General features: G+C 49.6%; 15 protein-coding genes. 14 read left to right on the top strand and 1 reads right to left on the bottom strand.

Annotated features, from left to right (window positions below; translation table 11 throughout):
* The first annotated feature begins 110 nt into the window (after nt 1-110).
* The 3 genes from P156_RS0106175 to P156_RS0106165 all read left to right on the top strand — a co-directional run bounded on the left by P156_RS0106175 (nt 111) and on the right by P156_RS0106165 (nt 13,731).
* Nucleotides 111-12,875: a SpaA isopeptide-forming pilin-related protein gene (locus P156_RS0106175; protein WP_027869375.1), complete on the top strand. Its 12,765-nt coding sequence runs from the start codon at nt 111-113 to the stop codon at nt 12,873-12,875.
* Nucleotides 12,876-13,279: 404 nt separating this feature from the next.
* On the top strand, nt 13,280-13,471 hold the full coding sequence (locus P156_RS11825; protein WP_369770436.1) for a TIGR04076 family protein: 192 nt from the start codon (nt 13,280-13,282) through the stop codon (nt 13,469-13,471).
* A 53-nt stretch (nt 13,472-13,524) separates the two neighbouring features.
* Complete coding sequence (locus P156_RS0106165) at nt 13,525-13,731, top strand: hypothetical protein (protein WP_027869374.1); 207 nt, start codon at nt 13,525-13,527, stop codon at nt 13,729-13,731.
* A 9-nt stretch (nt 13,732-13,740) separates the two neighbouring features.
* On the opposite strand, the gene P156_RS0106160 is transcribed toward P156_RS0106165, so the two are convergent.
* On the bottom strand, nt 13,741-14,628 hold the full coding sequence (locus P156_RS0106160; RefSeq protein WP_027869373.1) for a LysR family transcriptional regulator: 888 nt from the start codon (nt 14,626-14,628) through the stop codon (nt 13,741-13,743).
* A 136-nt stretch (nt 14,629-14,764) separates the two neighbouring features.
* On the opposite strand from P156_RS0106160, the gene P156_RS0106155 reads away from it, so the two are divergent.
* The 11 genes from P156_RS0106155 to P156_RS0106100 all read left to right on the top strand — a co-directional run bounded on the left by P156_RS0106155 (nt 14,765) and on the right by P156_RS0106100 (nt 23,399).
* Nucleotides 14,765-15,286, top strand: coding sequence for a flavodoxin (locus P156_RS0106155; RefSeq protein ID WP_027869372.1), 522 nt, complete (start codon nt 14,765-14,767; stop codon nt 15,284-15,286).
* A gap of 19 nt (nt 15,287-15,305) precedes the next feature.
* Complete coding sequence (locus P156_RS0106150) at nt 15,306-16,148, top strand: aldo/keto reductase (RefSeq protein ID WP_027869371.1); 843 nt, start codon at nt 15,306-15,308, stop codon at nt 16,146-16,148.
* Between the two features lie 7 nt (nt 16,149-16,155).
* The gene (locus P156_RS0106145; protein WP_027869370.1) at nt 16,156-16,524 is read left to right on the top strand and encodes a nuclear transport factor 2 family protein; all 369 of its coding nucleotides are present in this window, start codon (nt 16,156-16,158) and stop codon (nt 16,522-16,524) included.
* A gap of 452 nt (nt 16,525-16,976) precedes the next feature.
* Nucleotides 16,977-17,456, top strand: coding sequence for a flavodoxin (locus tag P156_RS0106135; protein ID WP_027869369.1), 480 nt, complete (start codon nt 16,977-16,979; stop codon nt 17,454-17,456).
* A 38-nt stretch (nt 17,457-17,494) separates the two neighbouring features.
* On the top strand, nt 17,495-18,100 hold the full coding sequence (locus P156_RS0106130; protein ID WP_081818471.1) for a flavodoxin: 606 nt from the start codon (nt 17,495-17,497) through the stop codon (nt 18,098-18,100).
* A 13-nt stretch (nt 18,101-18,113) separates the two neighbouring features.
* A complete protein-coding gene (gene dinB, locus P156_RS0106125) occupies nt 18,114-19,328 on the top strand; it encodes a DNA polymerase IV (RefSeq protein WP_027869367.1) in 1,215 nt (404 codons plus the stop codon).
* Between the two features lie 24 nt (nt 19,329-19,352).
* Entirely contained in the window at nt 19,353-19,517 is a 165-nt protein-coding gene (locus P156_RS13315; protein ID WP_185752152.1) for a GNAT family N-acetyltransferase, read from the top strand.
* Entirely contained in the window at nt 19,510-20,133 is a 624-nt protein-coding gene (locus P156_RS0106115) for a TetR family transcriptional regulator (protein ID WP_027869366.1), read from the top strand. Before P156_RS13315 ends, P156_RS0106115 begins: the two co-directional genes overlap by 8 nt.
* Before the next feature lie 2 nt (nt 20,134-20,135).
* Nucleotides 20,136-21,194, top strand: a complete 1,059-nt coding sequence (locus tag P156_RS0106110) for an aldo/keto reductase (RefSeq protein ID WP_027869365.1) — start codon at nt 20,136-20,138, stop codon at nt 21,192-21,194.
* Nucleotides 21,187-21,942: a carboxymuconolactone decarboxylase family protein gene (locus P156_RS0106105; protein WP_027869364.1), complete on the top strand. Its 756-nt coding sequence runs from the start codon at nt 21,187-21,189 to the stop codon at nt 21,940-21,942. Before P156_RS0106110 ends, P156_RS0106105 begins: the two co-directional genes overlap by 8 nt.
* Before the next feature lie 380 nt (nt 21,943-22,322).
* Nucleotides 22,323-23,399: an acyltransferase family protein gene (locus P156_RS0106100; protein ID WP_027869363.1), complete on the top strand. Its 1,077-nt coding sequence runs from the start codon at nt 22,323-22,325 to the stop codon at nt 23,397-23,399.
* Nucleotides 23,400-23,413 lie beyond the last annotated feature (14 nt).

The raw sequence follows: 23,413 nt of genomic DNA, 5'->3' as shown, positions 1-23,413 counted from the left end.
GTTATATATTTTTTGTTATACAGTTATAGTCGGAACTTACTTCTATAACCTGGAAGTTTTTTGATTCGTATATCAATAGAAAACATTGATTAAGGATAGGGTGTGTTAAGATGAATTACAAGAACAAGAACAAGAACAAGAACAAGAACAAGAACAGTATGAGGTATCGTTTTCTTGTACAGTTACTCGCCATAACAATGACGATCAGTATGATGCCATATCAGGCATTTGCCACAACTGATGCTTCACAGCCCGAAGCAGTGACATCCACTGAAGAGACGGTCAACCAGTCAGAGGATGCACGGGGCAATGACGATGTAGAGGAACCTGAGAAGGAGCAGACCCAAGAGAATGACGATCAGCAGGTCAAGAATACGATCGACACAACGCCTGCACCGAAAGATGCAGAAAAAGACACCGATGTATCCGCGCCTGTGAAGAAAAAAGTGAAAAAGGCTTCTCCGGCAGCAAAAAGGTCCGAGGCGAAGAAAGATGCTGCCAGATCAGAAGGTCTTTCGCCTGAGGAGAAAGCTGAAGAGAACTACGGCCCAAACGGAAAGGCTAAGACTTTCAAGGTTTCACTGACAGACAACAAGGATACTGCGGAAGCCGGCGATTTGATTAAGTACAACGTTGATGCTACTATGTATCAGTCTGCCTTCTACAAGTATGACGGACAAAATCAGGAGCCGATGTTCACCCAGTGGGAAAACATCACAGTTAAACTGAAACTGCCGCAGGTAACGATTCCTGGCACGGGTGAAGTACGACAGGTGAGAATTACCGGTCCTAAAGATACAGATATTGAATCATATTCTCAGATCGATGCTGCTAACAACATCTGGGAAATCGTGCTGAAGAAGAGAACCAGAGATGCGACCAACAGTAATTCCGTGAATCTTGATATCAACACCAGGATTTCCGGAAACGGAGAACTGCCTGACGGTGCGGTTCTCCCGGAAGCAGAGGTGACGTTCAGTGCTGATTTTAATGTGCGCATAGATGAGGACGAGTCTGTTCCGCCAAAGAAGTATTCCAAAACGGTCACAGATACTACAGAGAACATTACTTTGTCAACACCGGATGAATGGATGCTGACAAAGTCTCCTTATGATGGTGCAAAAGCATATACCATAGATAAAGATCATGGAACAGTAACCGTTCACTATCTCGTGAAGTACGGATTAAAGGTAGGTGAGGGGGAGTCAGCAGCTCCGACGGAAGATAAGAACGTCTATGTCAGAAACGGACGTGCTCCGTTTGCTGATGATATTCAACTGACAGATACGCCAGAACTGAAACTGCACAACGGGGGGACGCTGGAAGCACAGGCTATTACAGTTACTCCTTATGAGAAAGGTTATATCTTTAAAGATGGCACTTCAGCTGACGAAAGCGGGGAGCCGAAAGCAATCAGTGTGAAGAGCGGGCAGCCTGTGGATCTGCCATATGCTGTCGTAGGAAAAAATGATAATGAAGTCGCAGAGAATGCTCCGGCCTTCTCGCAATATAACGTAGATATGGTCTATGATTACAGCAAGTTCATGGTTTGGTACCATGAAAATGCTGCTAAGACCACAGCGGATTCCAGCAATTTAGGTAAAATCGATTATCAGTTACTTGGACAGGACGCGAAGGAAACACAGGACGACGGAAAGACAGAGATTCCTGCGTATATAGAACCAGGTCATATCACAATCGAAAAATACATTGTCAATTTTGATGATGAACAGAAGAAACTCTATACATCTTCCGTCAAAGCGCCTGTATCCGGGCCAGCAACATTTAAAGTCTTTGAAGAAGACGGAACAACACCGGCAACAATATATTGGAAAGATTCCAACGACAAGTACCATGAGATCAGTGGAAACAAGGTAACCATCGATCCTGGTGCAGATGCGTCAAATACAAACGGTGATGACGGTAAGATTGCATTCTATCTCGATGCCGGGACCTATAAGATTCAGGAAACCGGAACGCCGGCGTGTACAGAGGCTGTTGGAGATAATCCGAAGACAGTTACTGTAAATGAAAAAGGGAAGGCAACTGTTGCCTTCAACAATAAAGAAAGACTTGGTGAAATCAAAGTTCATAAGACCGATGACTCCAACAATGAACTTCCGGTTTCCGGTGCGAAGTTCGGTTTATATAAAGACCGTCAGCACACCCAACTGATCGAAGAGGCAGATACGGACAACTCTGGTAACGCGACGTTCAGACGTTTGGTTCCCGGGATTTATTATCTGTGGGAAATCTCTGCTCCGGATGGCTATGTTAAATCAGACGAAGTCAAAGAGGTTAAGGTTACAGAAAACAACACTGCGGAAGCAGCAATTCAGGTAAAGAATCACTTAAACAAGACAGTGATCAAGCTTCAGAAACAGTACAGTACTGTTTCCGATCCAACCAATTTTAAGGATGTAACGGACGACTTCAGGACGTTTGATAAGGCCTTTATGCTGCAAACCAAAGCAGAAAATGAGGGAGATGACAAATGGAGAAATGTTGGCACCGTTGGTCACAGTATTGATAAAAACGGATCCACTTCGATTCAAGTCGATGAAGTCGATAATCAGAAACAGAAACTGATGTATCGCTTTGTCGAAGACCTTCCGGAAGGCTACTATGGCCTGAAAGGCGAAAAACCAAAGCAGAAGGTGACTTCAGATTCGATCACACCGGCGGATGGTGAGGATACCATCGTCATGAAGAATCTCAAGTCCGGTTTCATTGAGTTGACCAAGAAGAAAGTAGTGGTCAATCAGTCTTCAGGGAAATATACTCCGCAGAATCAGAGCGGCAAGGCGTTCCAGCTTTATCGTGTAGCGGAGGGCTCCGCCGCTGAACTCGTTGGTAATCCAAAGACTACAGGGTCAGACGGCAAATGTAAATTCAGTGATTTACTGTCTATTAACGCGGAGGGGAAGAAATACACCTACTATGTAGTAGAGCAGAATCCGGACGAAGGGTATACCTGGATCACAGATACGGAGATCTCTATCAACGGAACCAAGACACCTGCTGTGACGGTAGGATCCTTCCAGGATGGCACCAGCAGCAAGCTGACTCCTGTATCTTACAATATCAAGCAGGAGATCGTGATCGGGATCATCAAGAAAGATAAACTGACCGACGAGCAGCTTGCCAATGCCAAATTTGACGTTTCAGCGGAAGGGACAGAGCCAAAGCATATTACATCATCTGACAGTGCAGAGGCGAAGTTGCCAATCGAGCTCGGTAAGGAATATACTATTACAGAGACCGACGTCCCAACAGGCTATTATCTGGATAAAGAAAACAATGAAAATGTCCGGAAGATCGATACCAGGGGCTGGAAAGTTGGCATGGATGATAAGGGCAACTTTGTAGTCCTTAAGGCAGATGGAACAAAAGTGACATCTGAGGACCTTACATTTACTTTCAAGGATACGCCTTATAAGAAGATCCGTGTGACGAAGAAGGTTAAGGATGTAAATGATTCGGACCAGCAGGCCAGCAGCCTTTCCGGCATTACCTTCTCAATCTATATGAAAAACGGGGATGCATTTGAACCATACAAAGTCGGTGACAAGCCTGTTACGATCAAGGCAGATGGAATATCAGAAGTCAGCCTTCCAAAGGGTGAATATTATCTGCATGAAGACACAAAGCTTGATACAGTTGTTTATCCTGACCAGCATCCGGAGTTGTATCAGGACAAAGGTGTGTCTGCGGGTGGAAAGTTCTATTTCGGTCCGTATACTGTAACGAAGCCTTCTGACAGGCAGGATAGCCTGCTGCCCGTCGATGTTATCAATATTTACAACAGGGGAAATCTTGAAGTCACGAAGAAGCTCTTTGACGCGGAGAACAAGGAAGTGACGGCCCCAGGCAGTCTCGCAGGATTCCGCATGGAAGTCTACAAAGCAAATGCTGAGGGAAAACCGACAGGATCCCGGGTGACTTATGCCAACACCGCCAATGGTGGAAAGGCGACATTCAGGAATCTACCGGTCTATGATGCTAACGGAAGCACGATCAGCTATGTTGTAAAGGAAGTTTATACCGGAAAACAGGCAGACCATTTCTATACAAAGAACTTCCTTTCAAGTAAACATCCGCAGATGGTCCTCGGAGGTATAGCCGACGCTGGCTTTGTGGAGAACCATCAGTATCTGTCCGTTGATGTGGTCAAAATGTATTATGACGCACGTGAGAATGAACTGACAGACCTAAAGTATGAACTGGAGGGGGCAGTTATTGCTCTGTACAGGAACAACGGAGATGGTACATATACCTATATTGACAAGGATACCACGGACAAAGATGGTGAAGTATCCTTCGGGGAACTTGAGTACTCGGCAGACGGTTTTGTTGCTATAGAAGTCAGTGTACCGGACAGACCGGAGTACAAGTACATGCGACCGGTGCAGGGGGATTATCTGCAGACTGACGCACAGGGCAACTGTCCTGAGTCTCTTACAGAAACACAGGTCAACAAACTGAGCAAAGCGGCGCTCGTATCTACAACAACACCGAAGTATACCGGTGAGATTGACAATGTGATTCCCTGGACACAGATTCATGTGACCAAGAAGGATGAATATACCGGTGAAAAACTTGACGGTGCCAACTTCACACTGTATAAACAGGTTCTGCCTGAAGGAACAACAGCGGGAGAGCTCGCTTTTGATGCAGCGAACTGTACCGTGGTTGGAGAGTATACATCCGGCACATGGATTCACAATGACGAGCCGCAGAAAGGCGAGTTCCAGACTGATATTCTGGAATATGCAAATAATATTGTTTACTGGTTGGTGGAAACAAAAGCACCAACAGGATACAGGATTATTGAGTCAAAGAATCATGTGCTTTTCACAGCCGAAGACACGAATTATACCAACAAGACCAGCGGTAAGGTCTACAAACAAGAAAACGGTGATATAGGACTCGAGATCAATGCAATCAATCCACACACTGTACTTGATGATCCGCTCCAGGGGCCTGGAGACGGCACAGAAAACTGGGCGTTTATCGAGTTTAACAAGTGGAGGCAGAAATCGGATAAGGAAACTGCACGTAAACCAAGGGAACAATTGGTTAGAAGTGATTTTGCACTGATGCCAAACGCCACCTTTAGGTTGTATGCAGTAAAAGTGGATAAGGATAATCCCCAGAATGATCAGGAGGTGCTTCTCCTTGATACCATTACCACTGGTGATGAAAATGATGACTTTACCGGCAATCACACCACAGGATATGGTGTTTCCCGCAGCATGGATGCGTGGGCGATCTTTGATAAACTTGAAAGAATGTATCCAGACACCTGGGATCAGGTCATTACATTCAAAAGTGCATCTGATTCCGGATATGATGTGACCTATCCGTATGTTGTTGGCCCGGACGGAAAACCAATCGAGGATGCGCAGGGCCACCGTACCAGAATCAAAGGAACCTTCACGCTCAATGCAACACTGGTTGAGGTGTCCAGTTCTTCCAAATATGAACTGGATCTGCATAAGCATAATATGCAGATCACATTTGCTCCGAGGTCACTTTATCTTGGAAATGATAAATATGCAGTACCCGATATTGAAAAAACAGGTGATCATGGCGGATACTCTTCAGATTTCTGCGATCAGGACAGCCGGAGACTCGACTACAAGGATAACGAGCATCAGTCCATGGCTATCGTAGACTACCTTACGATCGACAATTCTGTCGTACTGCGTCATTTCGGATATGATCCAGAGCAGGTTGGGTATGAGCAGCTTCATGATGATCTGGAAACAAGTCGTGAAAATAATCCGTCCCTGTTCGTTTCTAAGCAGGTAACATTCGCGCTGGAGAAGTATAATTATAATGCGAATATACAGAAATGGGAATGGGTGCCATGGAATCCTGCTACGAACAAAGAATCAACCAGCGGAACAGGAACGTTCAAGACAGACGGCAACGGCTATCATTTTAATAATGGCCTGGACCCGGGAGAATACAGGGCGTATATGACAAATCCTGCGACTGGCTACGAGAACTTCTATCCTGAGAAGTATACTGGCGTCCAGGATAAATCATTGGCATTCCATTTCAACGTGGTCGTGTCCGACAGAACACAAACCTTCACTACATACAGTCCGTCCAAACCGAAGATGACCATCACAAAGACGGATATGAGTGGAAAAGCCATTTCGTTGCAGGCGGAGTTCAAGCTGGACAAGAAAGAAGGTACAGCTTACAGCAAGACTGCAAAAACCAACAGAGACGGTGAGGCTGTCTTCACAGAACTTCCGGCTGATACCACGTTTACTCTATCTGAGACGAAAGGACCAGATGGATTTACAAACGAGTACTTCAAGCAACTCTTCATGGCGCAGTATCCGGACTTTAAGAATCTGGTAAACGGCACGGGATATCCGGTCAGCTACACAACCGAGACGAAACCGAACGGAACCAGCAGCCTGGATGGTTCGAAACTGCATGAGAAAGTCATCAAAAAGAAAGAGTATAATAAAGCCTTTGCTTTGAAGGCACCGAATCTTGAAACTGTCAAAATAAAGCTGGAGAAGAAAGACGCCCAGAAGGGCACAGCTTTGTCAGGTGCTGAATTTGCAGTTTATTACCATGCCTTTGATAAGATCAGCGGTGAATATACTGTTCCTGAATTCTCAGCCTCAGACAGTGCATGGATCAGCCGCGGCAAGGTCACGACCGGAACTGACGGATCGATCACGATAGATGATAGCACCTTCAGTAATGTTAAGATCAACCCAGGCATCTACTATGTAGAAGAGACAAAAGCGCCGGCACATTATGATCTTCCTGATCCTGCGGCACAGACCATCGTTATGACCGGCGGACTGGATCTGCGGATCGCTGAATCTGACAAGTACACGGTTAACAGTGTCGCAGGCGGCACAGGACTGCTGACTTTCAAGGACATGCCGAAAGTCAAGATGCTGATCGACAAGACGGTTGATTTCGGTAAAATACCTGCCAGAGATTACAGCTTTGAATTCGAACTTCTGGATTCAGAAGGTAAGATCGTACCGGGAAATCCAATTAAGGCTACGGGTAAAGCTGATGGCGGTGAAATTCCGAAAGCGAAAAAAACCAAAGCGGTCTTTGAAGATCTCAGCCAGGGAGCGACCTACTATCTGAAGGAAAAGACAGCAGCAGGTTATCTGCTTCAGAGTGTACAGGTCGGCAATAAGAAAATCGATCCTGAAACGAGCGGGAAATTCAAGGGTTATTACAAGATTGTCATTCCGAAGGACGGAAAAGATGTCTCTGTAGATGTGACAAATCTCTGCCTTGAGGCGCGCGTCACGATATTCAAGTATGATGGAGAGACCGGAGAAGGCCTGACCGGAGCATCCTTTGAAGTGCTGAAGTCGGATGAAAAAACACCGATTTCAGGTGCAGAAGTAACAGACAACGGAGACGGCAGTTACACAACAATCATCCCATTTGTGAAGGATGAACAACAGACAGTCTTTATCCATGAGGTCAAGGCGCCCGAAAAAGACGGCAAGAGATACACCATCGATGAAGACAACGCTTCAATCAGAGTGGATGATCTGAAGCCGGGCGATAATTTGCAATACAAATTCAACTCCCCTCAGGCAGATGATAATCAGTATGTTCTTCCGAACTACGAAGGAACATCCGTCAAGATCCTCAAGTACGGAGGAACCCATGGAACTTCCAATCCTGTGGAGCTTAAGGGAGCCCAGTTCCAGATGTACTTCAGTACAGATAACGGAAATACCTGGGATACATGGCATCCTTATGAAACAACAGATGCGAATGGGAAGGCTGAGTTCCTGGTTCTGCCGGGGTATGATTACGCACTGGCAGAGATCAATGATGTGAAGGGATATGTGGACTTTGAGGGCCTCTATAATGGTTCGGAGAAACTTTCAACCAAACAATCCTCAGACGGCAGAACACTGTATCTTCTGGACATCGATTGGGACAAGCACGAATCCGGTCAGGAGTACAATTACACTGGCTACAACATTCCGTACCTGAAACTCATTGTAAACAAGGAAGACATCAGCGGAAAGGTTCAGAAGCCGGATGTTGATTTCCATGTTTATGAAGTTCCAGACGGAACACCAACGACACTGACAGAGGAGCAGATCACTGCACTGACAAAGAATAACAAAAAGAATATTGGAGGCAAGACGAAGGATTCGACCTATTCCAATGAACAGTTTATCCGTCCGGGAAGGACGTATCTGGCTGTGGAGGATCATGCAATTGCCACCGGCACAGAATATGATGATTATAGTATCATCAAAGACGATTCACGTGTTGTCAGTTATGAGGTATTCTCTGTACCGGCAAAGAATTATGAAAAAGAGTACAGCGTTACATTCAAAAACAACAAAGGTGACGCGTCGATCGCACTCAAAAAAACAGTAGATCAAAAACGGATTGATAGTCTGACTGTGAAAGCAGCAGAGCTGACTTACACGTTGAAGCCGACGACTACCAATGGTTATGCATTGGATGCGTATAAGCTGAACGATTCCGGGCTGACTGCAACGCCTGATAATGCAACACTGGCTGATGAATGGTACGACATCACGGAGGTTATCGTCGGTCAGGGAAGCATGGATCATTACCTCAAAGGCGCGAAGAAGGATAAGGATTACACAATCGAGGCAACTGTAACCTTTGTAGCATTCGACGGAACCGAGTACAAGATGGATCCGGTCAACGTTTCTGAAGGTAATATTACTGTAAAGCCATCCGGAACAGATGGAAAGAAGATCAAATCCTTCTACGTAGAGTACAATTCACCGGATTTGAAGACAGATACAGGCTATGCACTGGGGCAGAATTTTGTTGCAGGGGAGACCGTTGCAAAAGCGACTGTATTCAAACAGGAGAAACCGGCACAGGGCGTTGTAAAGTCTGTCACCAAGATCAAAGATGATGCAGATGTGATGCTGAAATACACGCCATGGTCTTCAACAGGTGAGAAAGAAACGCAAAAGACCCTGACAGCCAAGGATGATGCCGAAACTCTGGTAGACAGTGCCAAGGCGCCAAAAATCGAGTTCACGAAAGACGGTCCGGATACGAATACAGCTATTGATGTTGGCAAACCAATCACTTATACACTTACGGTCAAGAACATTACCGGAGAGCCGATCGACTTTACGGATCCGATCATAGTTGACCTACTGCCACAGGGCGTTATTGTGGATCCGAGCAAGGAATTCGTGAAAGTTACTAAAAAACCGGATACCATTACCGGAAAGCCAACAGTCACCACAGGTTATGCTGGCGATAGCCAGTATGTGAATATTGCCTTCAATGGTACAGTTGGAAATGGTGAATCCATTGAGATCGAGCTGACAGCGGACGTTACTGATGCGGTAACCAATTTTGGTTCCGAGATTTGGAACTTTGCATTTACAACCAGTAAAGAAGTCGGCGTTGCTACCAGTGACAATACCACAGGTGCCGTTATCAAGGATGATGAGGGTCTGTGGGCGAGCGAACTGGTAAACATCGCCACGGCACTCCACTGTCCGGAAGAACGGGCACAGGCGCTGAAGACAGCTCTCGGTACGCAGGGCACATATGGATATCTGGGTGATTTCCATGAAAATACCTGGGCCACAGACAATCAACTGGTTTGCGTAAAAGCGGAGTATGGTCCTTCTGACGGAGGTGTATACCGGACAGACAAAGTCGCTTTGCTGACCAATGATGAACAGGATGCGCAGAGAACCATGCATTATCAGCTGACGATCAACAATGTGTCAGAGGCCAAGCGTACGAATATGGCGGTCATGGATATCATGCCTGCCGTGGGAGACCAGCGCATCAACAATACGGACAGAGGATCCAACTGGGATCTTTACTTCAATGAATTGGGGACTGTGACTGTAAACGGCAAGAAGTGTACAGATTATACCGTTTACTATTTTGAAGGTGACGCCACACAGTTTGATGCAGATACGATCACTGATATCGTCAACGAGTCCAAGAGAGGCTGTCCGGCTGGATGGCGCACAGACAAACCAGCTAAGCCAACGGCATTCATTGTTGCCTTTGCTTATGATCCAAGTGATGAAACTGCAGTAACAGATGATAAAACTGTAGTCCTGGAAGGCAATAAGAGCGTACAGATCGAGTACACAGCTAAGATTGATTACATAGCAAACCCTGAAGATTTGAACAAGATTGTTTTCACGAATGCAGCGAATGACTTCAACTTCGGTTACAGTACATTCTCGCCTCCGTCTACAGCGGATAAGGCAAAGGAATATGATCCGCTCGGCAGTAATGTGGTAGAAGTGACCATCGCGCCTCCCAAGGTCAAGGTGGGTGGCGATGTCTGGATCGATGCCGACAGCGACGGATGGCAGAATGACGGAGAACAAAGCTGGTATCTCAGCTTTGACGTCGTGAAACAGCTGCTCAAGGATCTGAATGTTAAGCTGAATACTTCCAACCAGAGGAACTTCGCTGTCACAGATGTGACGCAGGGGACCATAAAACAGACAGGGTCGGATCCTGACAACTATGGTATCGCGCATTTCGAGTTTGATGATTTGACAGCAGCAAAACTCAGAAGCAAAAGTACAGATCTTGACGATCTTAAAAACTGGATCAACGACAAATCAGGCGATGAAGCAGGAAAACTCATTGGTAAGAACCCGTATACCTACAATATGAATATGGTCTACAGTGGCAGTACCTTTACGAAGACGAAGAACAATGTCGATCCCAGAGGTTCCTATATTCCGGGAAAGATTCCGGGTGATGACCAGAAGGATGACAACTTTGTGACCCGCAGAGGTAATTATCAGACAGAACAGTTCTTCCTGCATCAGACTGCAGATGTCTTTGATATGACCAAGGACAACGGATACAATCTGCTTAGAAGCCTGAAACTGACCAAGGTCAGCCAGTCAAGCGGAGAAGCGTTGGAGGGCGCGGAGTTCACCATCTACGGACCGTTTGATCATGGTACAGGAACCAAGGCAAGTAAGAAGCTGTCTGATGACGATATCGTCGCGAAGCTTACAACGGATTCGGATGGGAAAATCTCCAAGGATGATCTGTTCTTCTTCAAGGAGTATGTGATCGTTGAGACCAAGCCGGCCGATGGCCACAGCATTGAAGGAGCAAAGGCGGAAGGCACCAACATCACCAAGCTGGGAGAAGGCAAGTGGCTGCTGAAAGTTCCTGCCGCTGACTACGTACCTTCGGGCGACGAGATCACAGATCAGGTTATTGTCCGTGATCCTGGAAATATCGAGGTAGAAGTCGACAAGATCTGGGATGACGATGAGGATGCTTACGGCACCAGACCGGAGTCCATCCAGGCGACGATCTATACAGATGAAGCGTGCACCAAACAGGCGAAATACGCTGATGGAAAGGTTGCCGAAAGCAAGACACTGGATGCTGGCAACGACTGGAAGGCTGTATGGAAGGAACTGCCGAGATATCAGGCTGTAGAAGGCGCAGAAGCAGAAGAAATCACCTACTACGTCAAAGAAACCGATTCTCAGGGCAGGGAACTCAGTGGATATAATGTCAGAACTAAGTCCGTTAAAGACAAGGATAACGGAAATCAGAAACTGACCATTACTAATACACCGATATCCACCAGCCTCGAAGTCAAAAAGAATTGGGAAGACACAGATGATCTTGCCGCACAGGTCAAAGCAGTTACGTTCCGTGTGGAACAGTCAAGTGATGGCGAAACCTGGACACCGGCAACAGTGAAAGGCAAGGAGATCACCCTGACAATCGAGAGAAAACAGGGCGAGAAAATGGGCACAGCGACAAAGGATGGATTGCCGGCATACGATGCGGGTAATAAACCTCTGACGTACCGTGCTGTGGAGATTTCGATCACCATCGATGGCAAGACACTAGAAGTCAAAGACGGCAAGGTCGGACCGTACGAAGTGACAGAAGCACATATGCCTGGCGAGGATGAATCGGCAGAAAACGCCACTGCGACCGATCTCTCAGAGATCACCAATACGATGATTCCGACGAAGTTCAGTGTCGAGAAGTCATTCGTGGATGATACGTTTGATTTCAACAAAAACATCAAGTCGATCACTGTCATGCTCCAGAGAAAGAGCGGTGAAGCAGACTGGGATGATGTCGAAACATTTGACCTGACTGCGCATGGCGACTGGAAGCATACCTGGACCGGACTGCAGAAGCTGGACGGGGAAGGAAATGCATACGAATACCGTGCTATCGAGGTCAGTTATACCACGAAGCAGGGCCAAACTGTCGCTGTAGATTATGAATCCGGTGACAAGACAACAGGAACCATCGGTGCCTTCACGTATACTTCCAGCACAGAGGGTACAGAAGAGGAAGGTTTCACGACCTATATCGAAAACAGACCGCTGAAGGGATCTCTCGAAGTGTCCAAAGTCTGGAAAGGAAGCGATGGAGCAAAAGTGCCTGATTCACTGACCATCAGCCTCAAAGCAGTTGTGAACGGCAAGGAAGTCAACCTCAGGGGCATTCCTAAATCTGTGGAACTGAACAAAGCGAACGGTTGGACGGATGATACCACCTGGGCGGAACTGCCGGTTTACTACACAGACGGAAGCAAGATCAGCTATCTTCTGACAGAGGCCGGAAAGGGCAAGTACACGGCAGCATACAAGGTTTACTATGATGGCAATGTCATCCGCAAAGGAGCAGGCAAGAGCCTCTCGGTCAACGTTTATGCGAATGACACGGTTGAAGCGGAATACACCAATACACTGACGCCTCCGCCGACCAGAACCAGAACCGGAGACAACACGCCGTTCCTGCCATTCCTGTTATCAGCGCAGATATCCTTAGCAGTTCTGCTGCTTCTGATCTACAGAAGAAGGCGCGCCGTATCATAAAGCATACGATTTCTATAATAAGAAAAACCGCCGATTCTAAATTGACCCCCAAAAGTCTAACTTTTGGGGGTCACTTCAATCTGGCGGTTTTTCTGTAAGTGGTGATCATCGTCGGATACATACTTAATAAAAGCTCAGGCCGCTGAGTATGACCAGCGTGATACCTATTACTACTCGCGAAACGGAAAGATCAGCTGCCGTGACATTGCAAGGCAGATCAAGGGTGTTCCCTATGAAGCGCTGCTGGATGTGGGCTGCGGGACAGGGTTTTTGATCGATATGCTCACAAAGCAGAGACAGTGCAGGATCAGCCGGAATGGCTGCGGCAGTTCTACCGCCTCAGACTGGACGTGGAAGGAATCCGTTCGGAATATGACCGAAAATGATAATAGTCTAATTCAAGTTTGTTGCAGGGAGGCTCCATCATGCAGGGGTGGACAAATGACGATCGTATGATGATTGCCTGCTGCAACGGCGGGACGAGGCCAGTCATATTCAAAATCGAGAGAATAGATATTCTGGAGACAGATGAAGAAAAAGCATGGTTAGAGAAACAGGTTTTTTCGAATTCTGCCGAGGATGCATACACAGGCTAAAATGTCGAAATGCGATCAGGGAGAGCGATCCGGATGCAAAGACAATACAGCTTTTGTCAGCCAATCCGCTTGCTTTGTCCTATGAGAAACTTGTGCCGATCCTGGAGATGATCACCCATCATACAGTGTCCGGAAAGAATCTGACCGGGCCGGGGTTTCTACGCAGGAAAGACAGCATTATTGCCGCACTGGACCACGAGATCCGGCACGGAGATCTTGACAGGATGGCGGCGATCAGACAAAGCAAGAGGACTCTGTGACGGCGCGCGTTACAGCGGGAATGCCACCGCGTCGGCATACAGTTTCTTCAGGATGGTCAGGAAGCGGGTCAGGCTCTCGCGGTTGTCGGCTTTGTGCGTGAGAAGCTGACAACGGAAGGATTCTTCGCAGTCGAAGGGGATCCAGGAGAACTGACCGCTGTGGTCATTCAGGAAGCCCGGAGCAAGGCAGAGGCCGCGTCCGGCGGCTAGATTTATCAGTGTCGTGTCGTGATCAGCGCTGTTGAAATACCGGATCCTGCCGCTTGCGATCAGCCTTTGCTGGACCGCGCGCAGCGCCGGGGGAGAGCCACCGCCCACCATGAGGGTACGGCCGTAGAGATCCGCATCGTTTACTTTGTTTTTCTCGGCGAGAGGATCCTTGCGGTCTGCAATGAGATAGATGTGACTTTCGAACAGGTCGTGGACGGACACACCGGAGAGCTGCCTGGTTTCGTCGCTCAGGGCGAAGAGAATGTCCGCATCTCCCTTCAGAAAGGTGTCCATGCCGCCCTCGTACTGGAACATGGGCGTGACCTGTACGTCGGGATCGCTCTTCTCGAACAGGCGCATCGCCTCCGGCAGGAAGTAGACCGCCTGTCGGACCATCAGGCTGATGGTGATGTTGTCCTTGTATCTGGCGCTGAAGTTCTGCCCCTGCTCGACGGCGCGTTTCAGCTCCTCCCGCATGCCAGTAAGATAAGTGACGAACTGGGAGCCGGCCGGTGTGAGCTCGGCTCCTTTTCCATTGCGGTAGAATATCTGAAAACCGACTTCCTCCTCCAGCAGACGGATCTGGTAGGAGAAGGTGGGCTGGCTGACGAAGAGATTCTCCGCCGCCCGGCTGAAGTTCAGTGTTCTGGATAATTCGATACAGTAGTCGATCTGTTTGGTGTTCATGGGAGTGCTCCTGTGCTATTTAATAATTAAATCAATTATACAATAGTTCGATTGGACTTTGCAATAGTTTGGTGGGATAATAGAGTCAGAAAACAGAACGACAGGACAATAAGTAAAAACTTAGGAGGATACAGAAATGGCAAAGACACTGATCGCATTTTTTTCAAGAGCAGATGAGAATTACTTCGGCGGCGCAATGAGATACGTGAAGGTGGGAAACACGGAGATCGTGGTGGGCCACATGAAAGACATGATCGATGCGGATACCTTCAAGATCGAAATGAAGGAACCCTATTCTCCGGTCTACATGACCTGCATCGACGAGGCCAAGAAGGATCTGAGGGCGGGAGCACGTCCGGAGCTGGTCAGCTATCCCGGGAGCATCGATGAGTACGACACCATCATCCTGGCCTATCCCAACTACTGGGGGACCTATCCGATGGCAGTGGCCACCTTCCTGGAAAGGTACGACTTCACAGGCAAGACCATCCTGCCGCTTTGTACCAACGAGGGAAGCGGGATGGGCAGCAGCGAGCGCGACCTCAGGAAGGCCTGCCCGGGAGCAGAGCTGAAGGCCGGCCTGTCCATCACCGGCAGCCGCGCGCAGGAGTCTGCCGGAGCAGTGAAGAAGTGGCTGAACAAGAACGGTATCGCGTAGGAACGAGGGAGGTAAGATCATGGAATATATCAAATTGAACAACGGGATCCAGTGCCCTGTCATCGGCATCGGGACATTCATGCTGAGCCCGCAGGATGCGGAAAACAGCGTGCGAGAGGCACTGAAGATGGGCTATCGCCTGGTGGACACGGCCAACGCCTATGTCAACGAGAGAGCGGTGGGTAGAGGGATCAAGGCCAGCGGCGTTCCGAGAGAAGAGGTCTTCCTCTCCACAAAACTTTGGCCCAGCGAATACGAGAACGACCACGCTGTCGAGGAGACGCTGGAGAGACTGGGCGTGGATTACATCGACCTCCTGTACATCCATCAGCCCGCAGGAAACTGGATGGCAGGCTACCGGCAGCTGGAGAAAGCCTACAAGGAAGGCAAGGTCAGATCCATCGGTATCTCCAATTTCGAAGGCGAGTACATCGAAGAACTGCAGGCAAAGTGGGAAATCGTTCCGCAGTACATCCAGGTTGAGGCGCATCCGTACTTCACCCAGAAAGAACTGCGGAAGACCCTGGAGAAGTATGATATCCGGCTGATGTCCTGGTATCCACTGGGGCATGGGGACAAAGCCCTGATCCAGGAGCCTTTGTTCCAGACGCTGGGCGAGAAATATGGAAAGAGCAGCGCGCAGATCATCCTGCGGTGGCATACACAGATGGGATTCTCCGTGATCCCGGGCAGCCGGAACGTGGATCACATCAGGGACAATCTGGACATCCTGGACTTTCGCCTCACGGAAGAGGAAATGGCAGAGATCGCCAAGCTGGAGAATGGCGTGCGCTACTACAACCGTACAGACGAAGCTCTGGCTGGGTTCGCATCCTGGAGGCCGGAGTTCGAGAAAGCGTGAAAACGACATGACAGACGAAAAACAGATCCAACAAATATACCGGGACTACTGGACGTTTATGATTCGGAAAGATACGCAGGGACTTCGGGGTTTGATGGCGGAGGACTACTATCTGGAGCATATGACCGGTGTCCGGCAGACCTGTGAGGAATTCCTTGCAGGTCTGCTGGCGGGAACCTTCAACTATTATTCTGCGGAGCACGATGCCATCGAGGTGCGCGTAAACGGAGACTACGCTGAAATGATCGGAAGGAGCCGGGTCATGGCGGCCGTGTACGGCGGTGGGAAGAAACGCTGGCGGCTGCAGGGGGATTTCACTCTTAAAAAAGAAGAGGGTGCGTGGAAACTGACAAGCTCCCGCGCATCGACCTATTGAAAGGTGAGGAGGTGCTGCAAGATGAAAATCAGGAAGCTATGGATCGTCATCCTGGCGATGGTGTTGACGGTGGCGCTGACTGCCTGCGGGAGCACCAGGCCGCCAGGAATGACGTGATCAAGTGGTTGCAGGGGCTGGATCTGTAACGAGCGCCAGAAACCCCCGCCGTTATAGGCGGGGGTTTCTTGCTGAGATTTTTGTTAAATTGCCCTGCTTTTTCTCTGGCAGTCAGACGCTGAACTGTTTTTATCTGATCCGTTGCCTGCTTCGGCCCACCCAGGGTGCAGAAGAGCCCACAAAGCAGGGTTTCCAAGGTTGCTTTTATGGTTGACACGATGTCAGCGAGGTGCTATAATGACTTTATTGACACGGTGTCAATGAGGGCGATGAAAAAGACTGGCAGGCAGCCTCCAGATCAACGCGATCCGTTTCTGGGAAAAGGAGATGAAATAATGGCAAAGAAGACATTGGTAGCAGTATTTTCTGCAAGTGGAACAACGAAACGTGTAGGGAAAGAGATTGCGAGAGTAAGCAGCGGTGACTTCTATGAGATCGTTCCAGCGGAGAATTACACAGGCGCTGATCTGGACTGGACGAACAAGAGAAGCCGCAGCAGCGTGGAGATGAATGATCCTTCCGCAAGACCGGAGATCGCAGGTAGACCGCTGGATATGTCCTCTTACGATATTGTGATCATCGGGTATCCGATCTGGTGGGGAGTCGCGCCGCGCATCATCGAGACTTTTCTGGAAAGCTATGATTTCAGCGGAAAGACGATCGTTCCCTTCTGCACGTCGGGGGGAAGTGGCGTCGGCAGAAGTGACAGAGAACTGCACAAGAATGTAGGCGGCGATGTCAAGTGGGCAAAAGGCAGGCAGATCAATCGTCCAAATGAATCGGAGATCCGACGCTGGATGGACGAGGTACTGTAAGTCGGAGGTGAGTTTTGAAAAAGATATTATCAATACTGATGACACTTTGCCTGCTCTTCGGACTAACGGCATGTGCAGGTGGAAGTTCGGAAGACCCCGCAGGCATAGATAGCGGAGCAGAAACTGCCACAGAAGAGGCAGAGACTCCTGAAGAGAAGGGCAGCAGCTCCGGGAACGCGACTCTCGTCGTATACTTCTCTGCAACCGGTACCACCAAAGGCATTGCGGAGAAGATCGCAGCGATTGAAGGTGCGGATCTATATGAGATCGAGGCGGCCAAGGAGTATACGGATGCGGATCTGGACTATAACGATTCCGACAGCCGCACCACGCGCGAGCAGAATGATTCCTCTGCCCGGCCAAAGATCGGAAGCGACCCGGTATCGCTCGACGGATATACGACCATCTACATCGGCTATCCCATCTGGTGGGGTGAAGAGCCGCGCATCATGGATACCTTTGTGGAGAGTTATGACTTTGATGGCAAGACAATCATCCCGTTCTGTACATCAGGCGGCAGTGGCATTGGAAGAAGCGGACAGAATCTGGCGGATCTTGCCGGAAAGGGCAATTGGCTGAAAGGGGCCAGATTCGACGGCGGTACTTCGGAAGAGGAACTGAGATCGTGGATCAAAGGGAACTAGGGCCCAGCTTCGCATGAAACAGATCATCATACATGTGGATATGGACGCATTCTTTGCGTCCGTGGAGATCAGAGACGATCCGGCCCTGAAGGGGAAACCGCTGATCATCGGTTCTCTGCCGAGAGAACGAGGGGTGGTTGCGACCTGCAGCTACGAGGCGCGTCGATACGGCGTTCGCTCCGGGATGAACATCAAGGAGGCCTACAGGCGCTGCCCGCAAGGCGTCTATATGCACCCGAACATCGATAAGTACAGAGCGGTGTCCCGGCAGCTTCATGAGATCTGGAATGTCTATGCCACCGCGTCCGAAGCGGTCGCTCTGGACGAGGCTTATCTTGATGTGACAGAGAAAGCCGGTGATCTCGCGGGTGCGCGGAAGATCGCACACTGCATCAAGAAGCGGACCCTGGAGAAACTGGGGCTGACCTGCTCGGTGGGGGTAGCCTATTCCAAGACAGCGGCCAAGATCGCCAGCGAGGAGAAGAAGCCAGATGGGTATTACGAGATCCCAACTGCGGAGGACTTTGTGTCCCTGATCGCGGATCGGGATGTCAGAGTGCTGTACACCGTGGGGCAGATGACCGCTGAGAAGCTCCGGGGCGCAGGGATCCGCACGGTACGGGATATCCAGAACAACACGGAGACGGTGATCAACCTGCTGGGCAAACAGGGGGGATGGATCGCGAACATCGCCCGCGGGATAGACGATCGCAAGGTGAAGCCATACAAGCCGGAGAATGCCAAGTCCATCAGCAGGGAGGTCACCTTTCAGCAGGATGTGGAGGACTTTGGGCTTTTGAAGGATGTGCTGATTCTCCTTGCTTTTTGTGTTGAGAAAAGAGCCAGGCGCTACGGCTTGCACGGGCACGGCGTCACGCTGAAGCTCACCTATGCGGATATGAAAGGGATCACTCGCTCCCGGGCAAAGGACTCTGCCGAGGATGCGGCGACGATCTACAGGGAGGCGGCGGCGCTGCTGGATTCTGTGGAACAAAGCCCTGTGCGGCTGGTGGGCGTCGGTGTGTACAATCTCTCAAAGGAGGTCAACCGCCAGATGGATCTGTTTGCCTTCATCGACGGGGAGGCGGGTAGTCCCGAGGAGGAATTCCAAACGCTGCTCGCCGCGTTGCAGGAGAAGTACCACCTGGATTTTGCCGCCCACCTGGAGGAGATCTATCACGCAGAAACGCTTCACAAGACAGTCGAATATATGCGAAAACACACCTGACAGGAGCAGGAGGGCGTTTGTTTTGTGACAGCCTGGTGTGCCGCGGACAACGCCGGCTCTCGCAGGATCATGGAGAAGGCCGGCATGGTGTGCACAGGCGCGGTGCAAGGGGCGCTGGAGATCGACGGACAACGCTTTGATAAGATGGATTACCGGTACGAGAGAGAGGAGAGGAAGAACAGTGTTTAAGGGAACCCCCAAGATCGTTGCGCAGAGGAGGGAAGAGATCGTCAATGCCTGCGAGCAGCTTTATCAGACGATGAATTTCAAGGACATCACCCTCAAGGAGATCGGAAAGGTGACCTCCTTCTCCCGCCCGACGATATACAACTATTTTCAGACCAAAGAAGAGATATTCCTCGCCCTTTATGAGCGGGAGTACAGCCGATGGAACGCGGAACTGAAACGCATCCTGGACAGCGAGGAACCCTGCACCAGAGAGCAGCTGGCCCAGAAGATCGCCCGGTCGCTGGAGAGCCGGGCACAGCTTTTGAAACTGCTGGCCATGAACAACTACGATATGGAGGAGAACAGCAGGGCGGAGATGCTGGCTGATTTCAAGCGAGCTTACGGAGCATCGCTGAAGCTGTTTCGGAGCATCCTGGAGAAGTACTGCCCGGAGATGTCCGAGGAAGCGGTAGCGCACACCATGTACGTGTTCTTCCCTTTCATGTTCGGCATCTACCCGTACACATCGGTCACGGATAAACAAAAGACGGCAATGGAAGAAGCGGAGGTCGATTATCAGTACCAGTCGATCTATGAGCTTACCTACCACTGCCTGACCAAACTGCTGGAGGTATAGATATGCAATACACAAGACTGGGCAATTCAGAACTGCAGGTATCCCGCATCTGCATGGGATGCATGGGATTTGGGGACGCGGCCCGGGGGCAGCACAGCTGGACCATCGACGAAGCCCATTCCAGAGAGATCATCCGGCGCGGCCTGGATCTGGGCGTCAACTTCTATGATACCGCCATCGCCTACCAGAGCGGCACCAGCGAGCAGTATGTGGGACGCGCCCTGCGGGACTTTGTGCCCCGGGAGGAGGTCGTAGTGGCCACCAAGTTTCTGCCCCGCACCCCTGAGGAGATCGAGCAGGGCATCAGCGGACAGCAGCACATCGAGACCATGATCGACACCAGCCTTCGGAATCTGGGCATGGACTACGTGGACCTGTACATCTACCATATGTGGGACTGGAACACGCCGCTCTACGATATCCTTGACGGGCTGGATCGGGTCGTGAGAGCGGGGAAGGCTCGCTACATCGGCATCTCCAATTGCTTCGCCTGGCAGATCGCCAAGGCCAACGCCCTGGCCGAGAAGGAGGGGTTCAGCAAGTTCGTCTCCGTGCAGGGGCACTACAACCTGATCTTCCGGGAGGAGGAACGGGAGATGGCACCTTACTGCGCGGAGGAGAACATCGCTCTCACCCCCTACAGCGCCCTGGCCAGCGGCAGGCTTTCCCGGCGTCCGGGGGAGGAGGGCACCAAGCGCGCCGCCGAGGACACCTACGCCAGGTTCAAGTACGACGCAACAGCAGAGCAGGACAATGTGATCATCCGCCGCGTGGCAGAGCTTGCAGACAGGCACGGCGTGACCATGACAGAGGTCTCCCTGGCGTGGCTGCTCACCAGAGTAACCTCACCGGTGGTGGGCGCCACCAAGCTACACCACATCGAAGGCGCGGCGAAGGCGGTAGATCTGGAGCTTGCTCCGGAGGAGATCGCCTATCTGGAGGAGCCCTATGTGCCGCACCCCCTCGCCGGTGTGATGGCACAAAACAAACCAACAGCAGCAAAAGAGAAACACGTATGGTCCACAGGCGACCAGAAGATCGGAGGTAAAGACAATGAGTGAGATAATCGTACAGACAGCAGGAAGAGATCAGCTGGGAGAGTTCGCGCCGATGTTCGCGCATCTGAATGACGATGTGCTGTTCGGTGAAGTTTGGAATGAGGAGGCGATCGATGTAAAGACCAGGTGCATCATTACCGTCGTCTCCTTGATGGCCTCCGGGATCACAGATTCATCCCTTACCTATCACCTGCAGAACGCGAAGGCCCACGGTGTGACGAAGGAAGAGATCGCCGCGATCATCACCCACGCCACCATGTACGTTGGCTGGCCGAAGGGATGGGCCGTATTCCGTCTGGCCAAGGAGGTCTGGAACGAGGACGCGCCGGCTGCGACGGAGAAAGAGAAGTATCAGAATTCCATCTTCTTCCCCATTGGAGAGCCCAATCCTTACGGCGAGTTCTTTGTGGGAGAGAGCTATCTGGCGCCAGTGTCCACCGAGCAGGTACCGGTGTTCAACGTGACCTTTGAGCCGGGCTGCCGAAACAACTGGCACATCCACCACGCGAAGAACGGTGGCGGACAGATGCTGATCTGCGTCGGCGGCAGAGGGTATTATCAGGAATGGGGTAAGGAAGCCGTGGAATTGACCCCAGGCACGGTGATCAACATCCCGGCAGAGGTCAAGCACTGGCACGGCGCGGCGCCGGATTCCTGGTTCTCCCACCTGGCTATCGAGGTGGAAGGAGAAGAGACCAGCAACGAGTGGCTGGAGGCCGTTGCGGATGAGGATTACAATGCTCTGAGATAACAAAGGAAGATTTCCAATGGATCTCCGTCATCCGCCTGCCAGGCTTTGTGACCAAGGTATAGGCCGTATTCGATCATTGACATAATCGCACAACTCAATTATAATTAATTCAATACAATTATCTTCAGCTGGTGGTTTTGTGACGTTAAAGCACGCCCTAGCTTATTTAGATCACTGGAGAAACTGTGTTGGTTGGATAAATTGAGGTTGGATCGATATGACGAATTGCCTGACAATACCAACTTTGGCGACAACAATTAGACAGACAGACAGGATAATCCCGTCCTTTTTGTATTTCAAGAAACACATCGTGATGTTTGGCACACTTTCTACACAGAGATGATCTGTGTAGAAGGTGCTCTTTTTTTGTGGAGGCTTCTATGGGAAAATTATTTTCAAATGAACCGGTTAACAGCGGCAGACAGATCGAGCTTGACCTTGCGAAGTGTCTTGCTATTTTCTTTATGATTTTTTTGCATTGCTATTTTGGTACGAGTTATTTTACAAATGAGATCAGCTTGGGCATGCAGCGGGCCGTTAGCCAGCTTTTCGGGGGTCCATTTGCTGCCCCTGTCTTTATGTTTGCTATGGGTGTGGGGATGGTGTATTCCAGAAATCAAGCGCCGGCATATTTAATAAAACGAGGAATAAAATTGATCCAACTCGGTTTTTTCGTAAACATAGGTGAATTTTTTGTTCCTTATTTCCTTTCGGGAAATTTGCTTGGTGATTGGGATACTTTCCCGATTGCGAATGGACTGCTTTTGTTCTGCATTGATATTTTAGCCTTTGCAGGAATGGCGTTTATTCTAGTCGGTGTTCTTAAGAAATTGAAGGTGTCGGCAAAAGGAACAGTTGTTGTTGCTTTGCTCCTTTCTATTATTGGTTCGATTGCTAGATTCCATGACTTTGGGAGCAATGTCCCGAATCTGATAGCGGGATATTTTATTGGAAGTGCAGGCGGGTTTACGGCATTTCCATTGTTTAACTGGTTTGTATTCCCGGCGGTTGGGCTTCTGTTCGGAGAGTATTATATGAGATGTAACAATAAGGAAAAACTGCTGCGTTTGTGGCCGTTAGGTCTTATTGTATCTGTTGCATATTTTGTAGTATCCTGGTTCATCCCGGGAGGCTTCCTGTCGGAAACACACCATTATTACTTTATGACGACTATTGATGCCATGTTTTGCCTTATGTGTATTTATGGCGTTATTGGCGTTTGCTATTTGGTGTCAAAGCGTTTGCCTGAAGGAGCTGTTAGTTTTTTCTCGAAGACAAGCAGCAATCTGAATACGATTTATGTTATTCAATGGTTTTTAATACCGATCACATATGTTCTTATTGTTTATTTCAATAGAGATATTGTATTTGGCGATTTATCACTTGTTATAGTTGCTCTTTTGGAAATGGCGCTATCAACGCTGTTTGCAAGTTGGTATAAAAAATTAAGTCTATAAGTTAGAAAAAGGAG

Source organism: Eubacterium sp. AB3007 (assembly GCF_000688015.1).
GTDB lineage: Bacteria > Bacillota > Clostridia > Peptostreptococcales > Anaerovoracaceae > Aminicella.
The sequence above is the reverse complement of the archived record's forward strand: the minus strand, read 5'-3'. Positions and strand labels throughout refer to the sequence as shown.